The sequence below is a fragment of the Kitasatospora sp. NPDC101801 genome, assembly GCF_044766665.1.
In the GTDB taxonomy this organism is placed as follows: domain Bacteria; phylum Actinomycetota; class Actinomycetes; order Streptomycetales; family Streptomycetaceae; genus Kitasatospora.
Genome location: NZ_JBIWML010000001.1, coordinates 111,576 through 125,099 on the forward strand (window position 1 = coordinate 111,576; position 13,524 = coordinate 125,099).

Annotated in this window: 10 protein-coding genes; 7 read left to right on the forward strand and 3 right to left on the reverse strand. The window is 75.6% G+C overall.

Annotated features, from left to right (window positions below):
* The first annotated feature begins 14 nt into the window (after positions 1-14).
* Together ACIRPK_RS00465 and ACIRPK_RS00470 are read left to right on the forward strand one after the other, a co-directional pair.
* Positions 15-2,858 carry a hypothetical protein gene (locus ACIRPK_RS00465; RefSeq protein ID WP_403030813.1) on the forward strand — a complete coding sequence of 948 codons (2,844 nt, stop codon included), beginning with the start codon at positions 15-17 and terminating at the stop codon, positions 2,856-2,858.
* Between the two features lie 62 nt (positions 2,859-2,920).
* Complete coding sequence (locus ACIRPK_RS00470; RefSeq protein ID WP_403030816.1) at positions 2,921-3,817, forward strand: ABC transporter ATP-binding protein; 897 nt, start codon at positions 2,921-2,923, stop codon at positions 3,815-3,817.
* Between the two features lie 17 nt (positions 3,818-3,834).
* Here the strand turns inward: ACIRPK_RS00470 and ACIRPK_RS00475 are convergent, their stop codons facing one another.
* Together ACIRPK_RS00475 and ACIRPK_RS00480 are read right to left on the reverse strand one after the other, a co-directional pair.
* Positions 3,835-4,218 carry a VOC family protein gene (locus ACIRPK_RS00475; RefSeq protein ID WP_403030818.1) on the reverse strand — a complete coding sequence of 128 codons (384 nt, stop codon included), beginning with the start codon at positions 4,216-4,218 and terminating at the stop codon, positions 3,835-3,837.
* A 41-nt stretch (positions 4,219-4,259) separates the two neighbouring features.
* Positions 4,260-4,451, reverse strand: coding sequence for a hypothetical protein (locus tag ACIRPK_RS00480; RefSeq protein WP_403030821.1), 192 nt, complete (start codon positions 4,449-4,451; stop codon positions 4,260-4,262).
* Between the two features lie 622 nt (positions 4,452-5,073).
* Between ACIRPK_RS00480 and ACIRPK_RS00485 the strand changes: the two genes are divergently transcribed.
* Together ACIRPK_RS00485 and ACIRPK_RS00490 are read left to right on the forward strand one after the other, a co-directional pair.
* Positions 5,074-5,835, forward strand: coding sequence for a lytic transglycosylase domain-containing protein (locus ACIRPK_RS00485; protein ID WP_403030824.1), 762 nt, complete (start codon positions 5,074-5,076; stop codon positions 5,833-5,835).
* A 184-nt stretch (positions 5,836-6,019) separates the two neighbouring features.
* The gene (locus tag ACIRPK_RS00490) at positions 6,020-7,012 is read left to right on the forward strand and encodes a glycosyltransferase family 2 protein (protein ID WP_403030826.1); all 993 of its coding nucleotides are present in this window, start codon (positions 6,020-6,022) and stop codon (positions 7,010-7,012) included.
* Positions 7,013-7,019: 7 nt separating this feature from the next.
* On the opposite strand, the gene ACIRPK_RS00495 is transcribed toward ACIRPK_RS00490, so the two are convergent.
* On the reverse strand, positions 7,020-7,625 hold the full coding sequence (locus ACIRPK_RS00495) for an HIT family protein (RefSeq protein WP_403030829.1): 606 nt from the start codon (positions 7,623-7,625) through the stop codon (positions 7,020-7,022).
* A gap of 73 nt (positions 7,626-7,698) precedes the next feature.
* Between ACIRPK_RS00495 and ACIRPK_RS00500 the strand changes: the two genes are divergently transcribed.
* The 3 genes from ACIRPK_RS00500 (at position 7,699) to ACIRPK_RS00510 (ending at position 13,422) form a co-directional block, all read left to right on the forward strand.
* Entirely contained in the window at positions 7,699-10,551 is a 2,853-nt protein-coding gene (locus tag ACIRPK_RS00500; protein ID WP_403030832.1) for an FAD-binding and (Fe-S)-binding domain-containing protein, read from the forward strand.
* 64 nt (positions 10,552-10,615) lie between these two features.
* The gene (locus ACIRPK_RS00505) at positions 10,616-12,151 is read left to right on the forward strand and encodes a S8 family serine peptidase (protein ID WP_403030834.1); all 1,536 of its coding nucleotides are present in this window, start codon (positions 10,616-10,618) and stop codon (positions 12,149-12,151) included.
* 20 nt (positions 12,152-12,171) lie between these two features.
* Positions 12,172-13,422 (forward strand): serine-threonine protein kinase, encoded by a 1,251-nt coding sequence (locus ACIRPK_RS00510; RefSeq protein ID WP_403030836.1) that lies wholly within the window; start codon positions 12,172-12,174, stop codon positions 13,420-13,422.
* Positions 13,423-13,524: the final 102 nt, after the last annotated feature.

Sequence of the window (13,524 nt, forward strand, 5' to 3'; positions counted from 1 at the left end):
AGGGGGAGCTCCAGATGCTGACACTGCGCCTGATCCGGCGCGAGGCGCGAATCGGCTGGCCGGTCGCGGCCGTCCTCGCGCTGCTCGCCGTCCTGCTCACCGCCCTGTCGCTGAGCTGGCCGCCCCGGTTCGACCGGCTGGCGGCCGACACCCTCGCGGACCGGCTGGACCGCGCCCAGCTGTCCGGGCCGCTGCTCTCGGCCCGGGCCGGCACCGAGCGGATGCCGTACGGCGACACCGAGTTCCCGGTGGCCCGTGGCACCCTCGACCGGGATCTGAACGAGATCGGCAAGGGTCTGCGCGGCGCCGCCGAGCGGCCGTTGGCCACCGCGCTCGGCTCGGCCGCGGCGCGCGCCGTCACCCCCACCGCGACGGCGGACGGGCCCGGGGTGCCCACCTTCGAGGGCCTGCCGCCCCGGGTCAGCCTGGCGTACGCCCAGCCAGGACCGGACGGCCCGGTCGAGTACGTCCAGGGCCGCGCCCCGAGCCGGCCCGCCGCCGACCCGATGGTCCCGCGCGAGGAGGTCACCACCCCGATCGAGGTCGCGGTCTCCGAAGCCACCCGGGCCAGGCTCGGCCTGACGATTGGTCAGCGGTTCGACCTGACCGGCGAGCGCTGGGCCACCCCGGTGGTGCTGGTGGGCTCCTTCCGCACCGATCGCGGCGCCGCCCGGCTCTGGCAGCAGTTCCCGATGCTGGTCACCCCGGTGGTGGTGACCTCCCGGATCGGCCGCCAGCTGAACGGCCAGCTGCTGACCAGCTCCGGCGGGATCGAGCAGGCCGAGAGTCGGGGCACCGTGCCGCTGGAGCTGGCCTGGGACCTGCCGGTGGCCGTCGACCGCTCCGGACGGGCCGCCACCCCGGCCGCGATCGCCGAACAGCGGTCCGCGCTGGCCGGGTTGCGGGCCGTCGACGCGTACCGGCTGTGCCTGACCGGGTCCGCCGACACCTGCCAGCTGACCGGTCACCGGGTGACCAAGCCCGACCTCACCGACCGGCTCACCCCGGAGCTGGACGCCTTCGTCACCCAGCGCGGGCGCACCGAACAGCTCCAGGCCTTCGCCCTGGTCGGGTTGCTCACCGTGGTGGTGGCCACCGCCGTCGCGGCCGCCCGGCTCGGCGCGCGCCGCCGGGCCGGCGCCTTCGCCCTCCAACTCTCGCGCGGCGCACGGCTGACCGGGATCGCGGGCCGCCTGCTGGTGGAGGCCGCGCTCCCGGTCGGCGCCGGCGTCGCCGCCGGCTGGGCCCTCGGCCGCGCGCTCGCGCCGGCCGACGCCGACCTGGGCTCCTGGGTCCCGGTGCTGGTCGCCGCCCTGGCGGTCTGGTGCGCACCCGCCGCCGTGCTGCTCGGTTCCGCCGGGCGGACCGGGCCCCTGCCGCGCACACGTCGGCTGGTCCTGGAGACCCTGGTCCTGCTGGTGGCCGGGGCCGGGCTGGCCGCGCTGCGCGCTCGCGGCGCCTTCACCGGCTCCGGCGTCGACCTCCAACTCGCCCTGGTACCCATCCTGCTGGCGTTGGTGGCGGTGCTGGCCCTGCTCCGGCTGCTGCCCCCGCTGCTGCTCCGGACCACCCGCTGGGCCCGCCGCTCCTCCGGCCTGGTCCCGCTGGTGGCCATGGCCCGGGCCGGTGCCACCAGCGGCGCGGCCGCGCTCGCCCTGCTGGTGCTGGTGCTGGCGATGGGCGGCGGGGTGTTCGGCAGCATGGTCTCGCGCACCCTGGCGGACGACCGGGTGCACACCGCCGACTGGCGGACCGGCGGGGCACCCGCCGCGCTGGTCGGCCCGCGGACCCGGCTGCCCGACGACCTGTCACAGGTCCGGACCGTGGGCCGCCAGCTGACCGTCACCGGCGCGACCGGCGAGCTCACCGCGCAGGAGGACGGCACCACCGTCCCGGACGTCGCCCTGGTCGCGCTGGACGCGGCCACGCTGGGTGCCGCCGACCCTTCCTCCCCACTGGCGGCCGCCCTGCTGGCCGCCGCCGAGGCGAACGCACCCGTGCAGCCGGCCGGTGCGAACGGCACCGACCCCGTGCTCACCGCGCTGGCCGACCCGGCCCTCGCCCGGTCGTTCCCGGACGCCGTCTTCGAGGTGGCCACCCTGGGCACCACCAACTTCCGGGTCCGCCTGGTCGGGGCCCTGCCCGCCGACGCCCTGCGCGACCCGGTGCTCGGGCCGGTGCTCGGCGACGGGCGGCAGCCCGGCGCCCTGCTGGCGTTCACCGGCCCGTCCGGGCAGCTGCTGCCCGTGCAGAGCGGCGCCCGGTCCGCCCTGCTGCTCTACCCGGCCGCCGGTGGGCCCCCGCTGGACCCGGCCGCCGTACGGACCGCCGCCGCCGAGCGGACCGCCCCCGCCGGCGTGGGCGAGCTGCCGGTGGAGTTCCGGGACCGGGCCGAGGAACTCGACGTGCTCAGCGGCGACGGGCTGGTCCGCTCGGTCCGGCTGGCCTTCCAGGTCAGCACCGGGATCGGCCTGCTGCTGGCGCTCGGCGCGGTCGCCCTCGAACTGGTGCTCAGCGCCACCGAACGCGCCCGCACCACGTCCTACCTGCGCACCCTGGGACTCGGCGGCCGCGCCGTGCTGGGGCTCCAACTGCTGCAACTGGTACCGCTGTTGCTGGCGGCGACGGTCGGCGGCGGCGGTCTCGGACTGCTGCTGCCCGGCGCCCTCGGCCCCGGTCTGCAGCTCCGGGCCCTGACCGGCGGGCCGTTCGAGCCCGCCGTCCACGTCGACTGGACCGCCACCGCGCTGCTCGGCGCCGCGCTGGCGGTGCTGGTCCTGGGGGCGGCCGCACTGGAAGCGGTGATCAGCCGGCGTCGCGGACTGGGCGCCGTCCTACGACTGGGGGAGGCACTGTGACTGTCCGTCCGATCGAACGGCCCGTGACCGGGGCGGGGGGCACGACCCGTGCCGACCGGCCCATGGTGCGGTGCGAGAGCCTGGTGCGGATCTACCGCACCGGCGCGAACGCCCGCCGGGGCAGCGGGGAGGTGCAGGCCCTGCAGGGGCTCGACCTGACCGTGCAGGAGGGCGAGCTGCTGGCGCTGGTCGGCGCCTCGGGCTCCGGCAAATCCACCCTGCTCGGCATCCTGGCCGGTCAGGACACCCCGAGCGCCGGCACCGTCGAGGTGGCCGGCACCGACCTGGGCACGCTCAAGCAGCGCGGGCGGACCGCCTACCGGCGCCGCACCGTCGGGGTGGTCCAGCAGCAGACCGCGAGCAACCTGCTGCCCTACCTGACGGCCCGTGAGAACGTGCAGCTGCCGATGGGCTACACCGGGGTGCCGCGCCGCGCGCGCACCGCCCGGGCGATGGAACTGCTCGACCTGATGGGCATCGCCCGGGCCGCCGACCGCACCCCCGGCGCGCTCTCCGGCGGCGAGCAGCAACGGGTGGCGATCGCCGTCGCGCTGGCCAACCGGCCACGCCTGCTGCTCGCCGACGAGCCCACCGGCGAGCTGGACACCGCCACCTCCGAGGAGATCTTCGCCGCCCTGCGCGCCGCCAACACCGAGCTGGGCACCACCGTGCTGATCGTCACCCACGACCCGCTGGTGGCCGACCAGGTCCGCCGCACGGTCCGGATCCGGGACGGGCGCACCTCCACCGAGGTGCTCCGGCGGCAGGCCCTGAGCAGTACCGACGGCGGGCTCACCGCCCAGGAGTACACCGTGCTGGACCGGGTCGGCCGGCTCCAGCTGCCGAGCGAGTTCACCCGGTCGCTGGGCCTGGCGCACCGGGTCCGGCTGGTGCTGGAGCGGGACCACATCACGGTCTGGCCCGACCACGACCGGCCGGACGGCCAGGACGGCGGCTGAGACCGACCGGCTGAGCGTCAGGAGTCCGTCGCGGCCCGGTCCGACGCGCTGCGCAGCACGCAGAACTCGTTGCCCTCGGGGTCGGCCAGCACCGCCCAGCCGGAGCCGTCGGGACGGCGGTGGTCGGCGACGAGGCCGGCCCCGAGCCCGAGCAGGCGCTCCACCTCCTGGTCGCGCGAGGTCTCGGCACGCAGGCACAGGTGGATCCGGTTCTTGCCCTGCTTGGCCTCGGGCACCTGGTTGAAGTAGAGCACCGGGCCCTCCGCCAGCAGCACCTGCGTCTCGCGGTCACCCGGCCGGCAGTCCGGGTCGAGCGGACGGCCGGTCACCGTGCTCCAGAACCGGGCCAGCTGATAGGCGTCCGCACAGTCGATCGCCACGTTCTGCACCACTGAGACCATGCCCGCCACCCTTCCCGACTTCCGCCCCGTCCGCCACCGCCTCAGTCGCCGCTGCTGTCCCCCTGGCTCACGCCGCGCCGTCGGCTGCGCCCGGCCCGGCGCACCAGCTCCCCGGCCCCGACCGTCGCCCGCGCCACCAGCCGCACCCAGCGGGGCCCCCCACGGTCCGCCCACACCACGCAGACGCACCCGCCGACGACCAGCACCAGTGCGCCCAACGCCAGAAAACCCATCGTCCCCGCCCCTTGCTTCGTTCGTACCGGTTCGGCCGATCCTCCCAGCGGCGCGGGCGGGCGCCAAGCTCCGCCGACCGCGCGTCGTCGGCGCCGCCCGCGCCGACCGGGGGTTTCCGGTGACCGCCCGGTCGCGCTCCGCCGACCTCGCCGTCCGGTTCCTGTGAGCCCGCCCACAGGGGTGGCGCGACCTACTGCCGCCGATAGTTGATAAACCCGGGGTAAAGGCGCTCACCCCGGTCCGACCGGCCGCCCGGGCGTCGGGGCGGGGCGGAACACCCCTGGTCAGACCAGGGATCGCCGACGAGGGGTTTGTCCGGGGCGCGGGTGGGGTACGGCTGTCCGAAGCGTCCGACCGAGGCCGGGCGCGCTGCCGTGTCTACTACCGGCAGTCGTATCAGGGGTCGTTGCCTCCGCCGGAGCGGTCTGCCAAGAATGTCCAGGTCGTAAGGCAGCAACCGGTCCTGCAGAGCCGGTCCGCCCTCCCCCGCCAGCCCCGTCTCACCACGGGGCGTCCCGGCCGTCCGAGTCCACGGCACCCGGGCCTGTTCAGCTCGAACACGCTTCGCGGTACCCGTGCGCCTCGTTCCGGCCCCGCCCGACGGAAGAGGTTGTTCCCTCCATGCAGTTCCAGCAGCTGAAGAACCGCCGTAACGCGATCATCACCGGTGTCGCCACCCTGGCCGTGGCGGGCTCCGCCACCCTCGCCCTGGCACTGCCGCAGGACACTCCCACCGCCCAGGCCGCCGCCCCGCAGTCGGTCGCCGTCTCGGCCGCCGCCAGCGCCGCCGCCGAGGCCCAGCAGTCCGGCGAGGCGCAGGCCCGGGCGCTCGCCGACGCCGCCAAGGCCCAGGCGGACGCCGACGCCAAGGCCGCCGCCGCCAAGGCGCAGGCCGACGCGGACGCCAGGACGGCCGCCGACGCCCAGGCCGCCGCGGACGCGAAGGCCGCCGCCGACGCCAAGGCGAAGGCCGAGGCGGACGCCGCCGCCAAGGCCCAGGCCACCGCCGACGCGAAGGCCAAGGCGGACGCCAAGGCGAAGGCCGACGCCGAGGCCGCCTCGCGCAGCCAGCAGCGTCAGGCGCTGGCCGCGCCGACCGGCTCGCCGAAGGAGATCGCCGCCCAGATCGTCCCGGCCGGCCAGCTCCAGTGCTTCAGCAACATCGTCGAGCACGAGAGCACCTGGAACGTCACCGCGACCAACGCCTCCTCCGGCGCGTACGGCCTGGTCCAGGCCCTGCCGGGCTCCAAGATGGCCTCGGCCGGCGCCGACTGGCGGACCAACCCCGCCACCCAGATCAAGTGGGGCCTGAGCTACATGAACGAGCGCTACGGCAGCCCGTGCGCCGCCTGGAGCTTCTGGCAGTCCCACAACTGGTACTAGAACCGGACCGCGCCGAAGGGCGGCCGCACCCCACCGGGTGTGGCCGCCCTTCGGCGCGTTCACGCAGGTGGTGGGCGTGCGGTGAAGGTATCGGGCACGATGCTCCGGTTCCGTCCGCTGATCAGCCGTTTCGCCCGCTTTCGCCCCTTTGCCGGACCGTGTGCACGCCCCTAGCCTCCCGGCCATGCACAACCCGCTGATCTCCGTCGTCCTCCCCGTCCACGACCGGCACCAGCAGCTGACGGACTGTCTGGACTCGCTGCTCGCGCAGTCCCTCCCCGGGCTCGAGGTGATCCTGGTGGTGGACCGCTCCCCGGAGTCCCCCGAGCGGGTCGCGGCGGCGTACGAGCTGCGCGACCCCCGGGTGCGGATGCTCCGGCTGAACGCCGCCGTCGGCATCGGCCGCAGCCGGAACGCGGGTGCCGCGCACGCCACCGGCGAGTACCTGCTGTTCCTGGACAGCGACCACCTGCTCGGCCCCGGGGCGCTGACCGCGATGGCGGACCGGCTGGCCGGGACCGGGCCGGTGGACGTGCTGCTGTTCGGCCACAGCCGGGAGCACGGCGGCAAGGTCTGGCCCGGCGGCTCGGCGCAGCTGCTGGCGGGGGTCGGCAGCGGGGTGTTCGGACCGCTCGACCACCCCGAACTGCTCGGTGCGCCGCCGCTGGTCTGGGACCGGCTGCTGCGCCGCGCGGGGGCGCCGGAGTTCCCGGACGGCCGGTACGAGGAGGTCCCGGTGGTGCACCGGGCGATGCTGGCGGCCGAGCGGATCGCGGTGCTGGACCGCGACTGCGTCCGGATCCGCCGCCGGCACACCCTGCACCCGGCCGGCTCGCCCGGCAGCAGCCACTTCGACCTGTTCGAGCAGTACCGGAGCAGCTTCGAGCTGCTGGACGACCGGCGGGAGCTGGCGCCGGTGCGGCCGTACCTGTTCACCCGGATGGTGCGGCACCTGCTGTTCGTCCTGGAGCTGGCCGGGTGCGTGCCACGGGCCGAGCGCCCCCAGTTCTTCCACCGCGCCACCGAGTACTACCGTGCCTTCCTGCCCGAGGGGTACCGGCGCCCGGACGGCCGGGAGGGCGTGAAGTTCTCGCTGCTGGCGAGCGGGGCGTACCCGGCCTTCGAGGTGGCCAAGCTGGGGCAGATCGCCCGCACCGCCGTGACCGGGCGGCGCTGACGACCCGTCAGACGTGCGCGGTGCCGCCGCCCTCGGCCATCGCGGCGGCGATCCGCCGGTTGCTCGCCTGCCAGTCGGCCGCCGACAGCGGCGGCAGTGCGTCGCCCCACAGCGGCATGTCGCTGCCGCGCAGCTGGAGCATGCCCTCCGGTCGGCCGAACAGCCACCAGTGCAGGTGCGCGGCGCCGTCGCCCCACCGGCTGACGTGCACCCGGGCGATCCCGCCCAGCGCGGACACCGCGCGCTCCGCCCGCTGGAGCATCGGGCCGATCTCGGCGGCCCGCTCGGCCGGCAAGTCCGCCAGGTCGTGGTGCTCCCGCGACCAGAGCAGCACCGTGCCGGGCAGTCCGCTGGGCTCCTTCAGTGCGCTCAACCGCCAGTGCTCGTCGGTCCACAGGTAGGACTCGTCGGCCCGGCGGCAGATGTCGCAGCTCTCCGGACCGTCCTCGCCGTGCCGGGGCGGCTCGGGCAGCACCGGCGGCTCCAGCGGGCGGACCGTCATCTCCCCCGCGAACGGGAAGGTCTCCCACGCCACGCACTCCGGCAGCGGCAGCTCCCGGCCGAACGGCAGTCCGGCGACGTACGGGCTCGGCTCGACGTGATCATCGCTCATGCCCCCAGAGGGTGCCATATGACATGGCGTCACCTCCCACCGGGGTGCCCGCCGCGCTGCGATCATCTGTCCCATGCCCAGCAGCGATCCGGCCCCCGCACTGCACGAGGAACTCCGCCGCGAACTCCGCGGCGAGGTCCGCTTCGACACCGCCGAGCGCGCCGTGTACGGCTACGACGCCTCCAACTACCGGCACCCGCCGCTCGGCGTGGTCAAGCCCGCCGACACCGACGACGTGCGCGCCGCCGTCCGGCTCTGCCGCGAGTACGGCGTCCCGCTGGTGCCGCGCGGCGCGGGCACCAGCATCGGCGGCCAGGCGATCGGCCCCGGCGCCGTGGTGCTGGACTTCCGCCGGCACCTCGGCAGGGTGCTCGCGGTGGACCCGGACGCCCGCACCGCCCGGGTCGAGCCCGGCGCCGTGCTCGACCGGCTGCAGGCCGCCGCCGCCCCGTACGGGCTGCGCTTCGGGCCCGACCCGTCCACCCACGGCCGGTGCACGCTCGGCGGGATGATCGGCAACGACTCCTGCGGCTCGCACTCGATCGCCTGGGGCCGCACCGCCGACAACCTGCGCGCGCTCGACCTGCTGCTCGCCGACGGCACCGAACTGACCGTCACCGGCCCGCGCTCGGCCGCCGAACGGGCCGCGCTGCGGGAGCGCCCCGGCCGCGAGGGCGAGCTGCACCGCGCCCTCCAGGACCTGACGGCCGCTCACCTTCCCGCCCTCCGCCAAGGCATGCCCGCGCTGCCCCGCCGCACCTCCGGCTACGACCTGGACGCGCTGCTGCCCGAGCGCGGCTACGACCTGGCCCGGGCGGTCACCGGCACCGAGGGCACCTGTGCGGTCCTGCTCGGCGCCACCGTCGAGCTGGTCGAGGCACCCCCCGCGACCGCCCTGGTGGTCGCGGGCTACCCCGACGAGACGGCCGCCGCCGACGCCGTGCCCGCCCTGCTTCCGCTCCGCCCGCTCACCGCCGAGGGGATGGCCGCCGACCTGATCGCCGCGCTGCTCGCGGCCGGCCGGCGGCCGCCCGCCCTCGACCGGCTGCCGGACGGCGCCTGCTGGCTCTTCCTGGAGACCGGCGGCGCCACGCCCGCCGCCGCGCTGGCCGCCGCCCGCGAACTGGCCGACGCCGTCCGCCGCGAGCCCCGGGCCACCGTCGCCGTGGTGACCGACCCCGGCGAGCAGCGCCGGCTCTGGGCCGTCCGCGAGGCGGGGGCGGGTATCGTCACCCGGCTGCCCGACGGCGGCGAGGCGTGGCCGGGCTGGGAGGACTCCGCCGTCCCGGTCGAGCGTCTCGGCGACTACCTGCGCGCGCTGCGCGCCCTGCTCGGCCGGCACCGGCTGCGCGGCATCCCGTACGGGCACTTCGGCGAGGGCTGCATCCACCTGCGGCTGGACTTCCCGCTGACCGATCCTCAGCGGCTGCCGGAGTTCCGGGAGTTCATGGAGCAGGCCGCCGACCTGGTGGTGGCACACGGCGGCTCGCTCTCCGGCGAGCACGGCGACGGGCAGGCCAGGGGCGAGCTGCTGACCCGGATGTACCCGCCGGAGATCATCGACCTGTTCGGCCGGTTCAAGCGGATCTGGGACCCGGCCGGCCTGCTCAACCCCGGCACCGTGGTCGGCCCCCGCCCGCTCGACGCCGACCTGCGCTTCCCCGGCCGGGACCTGCTGCCGCTGGCCCTGCCATACGAGCGCGACGGCGGCAGCCTGCTCACCGCCGTGCACCGCTGCGTGGGGGTCGGCCGGTGCGTCTCCACCGACGGCGGCGGGGTGATGTGCCCGAGCTACCAGGTCACCGGGGAGGAGCGGCACTCCACCCGGGGCCGGGCCCGGCTGCTGGGCGAGATGCTCCGCGGCGAGCTGGTCACCGACGGCTGGCGCTCGGCCGAGGTCCGCGAGGCGCTCGACCTCTGCCTGGGCTGCAAGGGCTGCGCCAGCGACTGCCCGACCCAGGTCGACATGGCGACGTACCGCAGCGAGTTCCTGCACCAGCACCACCGGCGGCGGCTCCGCCCGGCCGGGCACTACTCGATGGGCTGGCTGCCGCTCACCCTGCGGCTGCCCGTCCCCCGCCGCCTGCTCAACCGGCTGTTCCGCTCGCCGGCCGCCACCGTGCTCCAGCGGATCGGCGGGATCGACCCCCGCCGCGAGCTGCCGCCGCTGGCCCCCGAGACCTTCGAACGCTGGTTCCGCCGCCGGACCGCCGCCCCCGGCGGCCGGGAGGTGCTGCTCTGGCCGGACACCTTCACCAACCACCTGGACCCGGCCCCGGCCCGCGCCGCCGTCGAGCTGCTGGAGCAGCTCGGCTACACCGTCCGGCTGCCCGAGGGCCCGGTCTGCTGCGGGCTGACCTGGCACTCCACCGGCCAACTCGGGGTCGCGCGGCGGGTGTTGCGGCGCAGCCTGGCCGCCCTGCCGGCCGGTCTGCCGGTGCTCGGCCTGGACCCGAGCTGCACCGCCGCCCTGCGCGAGGAGCTGCCCCGGCTGCTCGGCGCAGCGGCCGGCGACGTCCCCGGCCGGGTGCACACGCTGGCCGAGTTCCTCGACCGCGAGGGCGTCGAACTCCCCCGGCTGGACGGCGTCCGGGCGATCACCCAGACCCACTGCCACCAGCACGCCGTCCTCGGCACCGCCGCCGACCGCGCGCTGGACCGCAGGACCGGCCTGGACAACCGGGTGCTCGACTCCGGCTGCTGCGGCCTGGCCGGGAACTTCGGCTTCGAACGCGGCCACTACGAGGTCTCGGTCGCGCTGGCCGAACGCGTCCTGCTCCCCGCCGTCCGGGCCGCCGACGAGGACACCGTGCTGCTCGCCGACGGCTTCAGCTGCCGCACCCAGATCGGCCTGCTCGGCGACGGCCGCCGGGCCGTCCACCTGGCCGAACTGCTCCGGGACGCCCTGCGCGAGCAGCGCGGATGACAGGCCCGGCGGGCAGGCGGATCGTGGAGTCCGGGGGCGTACGGCGCTGACAGGAGGCCCTGCGATGACCGGCAGACCCGGCAGGCCGGCCGACAGCGCGGCCGGACAGGACCCCGACCGGGCCGGCCTCGCCCGGGACGCGGTCTCCCCGGCCCTCCGGGCCGACTCGCCACCGGAGCGGCGCAGCGCGGTGGTCCCGGTGCTGGCCGAGAACCGCAGCCCGGTCCTGGTCGAGCTCGACCTGACCCGGGACGCGGAGACCGGATCGACCAGGACCGCCTTCCTGAACCTCTTCCGGACCGTCTTCCCCCAGCTTCCCAAGCCGCGCCCGGTGGCCGCGAGCTACCTCCGCTGCCTCCTCAGCCCGACCGAGATCCAGCACCTGCTGGAACGCGACCGGGCGGGCCGGCCGACCGTCTTCCGGGTCTGGCCGGACTACACCCTGGAGGCCCACATCGACCGCTCCGCCGCCACCATCAAGGCGGACGCGGTGTCACGCGCGTACGCCGCCAGCGGCCGGGGCATCGTCTGGGCGGTACTGGACAGCGGCATCGACCGGCGGCACCCGCACTTCGCGGCCGGCAACCTGACCGGCCCGACCAAGCACCTGCACCGGGACTTCACCGGGCTGGTGGCCGGCGGCCCGGAGCCCGCCCCGCCGAGGTCCCCGTTGACCGACCCGGCCGGCCACGGCAGCCACGTCGCGGGCATCATCGCGGGCGGACTGCCCACTCAGTTATCACCGTTGATCGGCCAACTCCGGCTGACCGGCGGCGAACTGCCCGAGTGGCACACCCGCACCCTCGGCGACGGCCGCACCCTGACCGGCATCGCCCCGCAGGCCGGTCTGGTCAGCCTCAAGGTGCTGGCCGAACGCGCCCCCGGCCTGGTCACCTCCTCCAGCGCGGTGATCGAGGCGCTCTACTACGTCCGCGAGAAGGTCAACACCGGCGGCCGGCTGCTGCTGATCCACGGCGTCAACCTCAGCCTCGGCTGCGCCTGGGACGCCCGGGAGTACGCCTGCGGCCAGAGCCCGCTCTGCCGCGAGGTCAACCTGCTGGCCGCCAGCGGCGTGGTGGTCGTGGTCAGCGCGGGCAACGGCGGCTTCGCCGGCCGGCTGCCGAGCGAGGGCGGCGGCGACAACCGCGCGGTCCTGGCCACCATCACCGACCCCGGCAACGCGGACGGCGCGATCACCGTCGGCTCCACCCACCGCGACCGCCCGCACGAGTACGGCGTCACCTACAGCTCCTCCAAGGGCCCCACCCTGGACGGCCGATTCAAGCCCGACCTGCTGGCCCCCGGCGAACGGATCACCTCCTGCGCCACCGGCGAGCTGCGGGCCCAACTCGCCACCCTGTTCCCGGCCGGGGCCGATCCCGCCGGCCTGCCGACCTACGTGGAGCAGAGCGGCACCTCGATGGCCGCCCCGCACGTCTCCGGCGCGATCGCCGCCTTCCTCTCGGTCCGGGAGGAGTTCATCGGGCGCCCGCGCGAGGTCAAGGAGCTGTTCTGCGCCAACGCCACCTCGCTCGGCCGGGACCGCTACCTGGAGGGCCACGGGCTGCTCGACCTGATGCGTGTGATGTCCAACGTCTAGTACCGAGGAGTGGGTTGACCATGGCAGATCCGATCGCGGGGCTCCCGTACTGGGAGGTCCGCTTCGACCAGGACGGACACCTGCTGGACGACGACGGCCTGGTGGCCGGACTGCCCGGCACCGGGGTGCGCGAGCTGTTCGTCTTCTCGCACGGCTGGAACAACTCGGAGACCGGCGCCCGCAACCTCTACGCCTACACCTTCGACGAACTCTCGCACCAGATCGGCAAGTTCGCCCCCGACCGGCAGGGGAAGGCCGGGGTGGTCGGCCTCTTCTGGCCCTCCCTGCTGTTCCCCGAGGACGCCCCCGACACGCCCTCCACCCCGTCCACCCCCGCCGAACTCGCCACCGCGCTCGCCCCGGCCTTCGCCGCACCGGAGCGGGCCAAGCTGATCGAGATCACCACCCTGCTGGAGCAACAGCCCCAGGAGTCCGCCCAGTTGGCGAACGCCCACCGCCTGGTGGCCGGGCTGGTCACCTCGCCCGCCCTGGCCGACGAGGACAAGGGCCAGGAGGCCGTGCTGACCAAGCCCACCGGCGAGGTGTTCAGCGCGCTGGCCGGTCTGGCCAGCGAACAGGGCGACGCCCAGGGCTTCCCCAACCCGTTCAAGGTGCTCTGGCACGGCGCCCGGGAGGCGCTGCGCACCGCCGGCTACTACGAGATGAAGAACCGGGCCGGCGTGATCGGCCGCACCGGCCTCGGCCCGCTGCTCGGCCGGGTCGCCGGCAACGGCCTCCGGGTGCACCTGCTGGGCCACAGCTTCGGCGCCCGGCTGGTCGCCTTCGCCCTCCCCGGCCTGCCCGACGGCGTCGGCAGCCCGGTCGCCTCACTGCTGCTGATCCAGGGCGCCTTCTCGCACTTCGGCTTCGCCGCCCCGATCCCGGTCGACCGCAGCCGCAACGGCTTCCTGGCCCCGTTCTCCGACCGGGTGGCCGGCCCGCTCCAGTCCACCTTCTCGCTCGGCGACCGCGCGGTCGGCTGGTGGTACCCGGCCGCCTCGCTGCTCAGCAACGAGGACGACCAGGCAGCCTCCGACCTCACCTACCGCTGGGGCGGCATGGGCCACGACGGCTTCCAGCAGGACGGCACCGAACAGTTCGACCTCCGGCCCGCGGGGACGCCGTACCCCCTGCGGTCGGGGCACTTCTACCGGCTGCGCGGTGACGAGATCATCGCCAAGGACCAGTCCCCGTTCTCCGGTGCCCACAGCGACATCCGCCACCCCGAGGTGGTCTGGTCCGCCCTGGCCGGCGCCACCACCACCGCCTGACACACCGCCGCCCGGCCCAACCCTCTACGCCTTCCCGGGCCTGACAGGCGCTCGGGGCCGCGCGGTAGGCAGGCGCTCAGCCGTCAACTACCCAGCGGCTCG

Coding starts and splice junctions, on each gene's coding strand:
- ACIRPK_RS00465 (WP_403030813.1), top strand. CDS start 15: ATGCTGACACTGCGCCTGATCCGGCGCGAGGCGCGAATCGGCTGGCCG.
- ACIRPK_RS00470 (WP_403030816.1), top strand. CDS start 2,921: ATGGTGCGGTGCGAGAGCCTGGTGCGGATCTACCGCACCGGCGCGAAC.
- ACIRPK_RS00475 (WP_403030818.1), bottom strand. CDS start 4,218: ATGGTCTCAGTGGTGCAGAACGTGGCGATCGACTGTGCGGACGCCTAT.
- ACIRPK_RS00480 (WP_403030821.1), bottom strand. CDS start 4,451: ATGGGTTTTCTGGCGTTGGGCGCACTGGTGCTGGTCGTCGGCGGGTGC.
- ACIRPK_RS00485 (WP_403030824.1), top strand. CDS start 5,074: ATGCAGTTCCAGCAGCTGAAGAACCGCCGTAACGCGATCATCACCGGT.
- ACIRPK_RS00490 (WP_403030826.1), top strand. CDS start 6,020: ATGCACAACCCGCTGATCTCCGTCGTCCTCCCCGTCCACGACCGGCAC.
- ACIRPK_RS00495 (WP_403030829.1), bottom strand. CDS start 7,625: ATGAGCGATGATCACGTCGAGCCGAGCCCGTACGTCGCCGGACTGCCG.
- ACIRPK_RS00500 (WP_403030832.1), top strand. CDS start 7,699: ATGCCCAGCAGCGATCCGGCCCCCGCACTGCACGAGGAACTCCGCCGC.
- ACIRPK_RS00505 (WP_403030834.1), top strand. CDS start 10,616: ATGACCGGCAGACCCGGCAGGCCGGCCGACAGCGCGGCCGGACAGGAC.
- ACIRPK_RS00510 (WP_403030836.1), top strand. CDS start 12,172: ATGGCAGATCCGATCGCGGGGCTCCCGTACTGGGAGGTCCGCTTCGAC.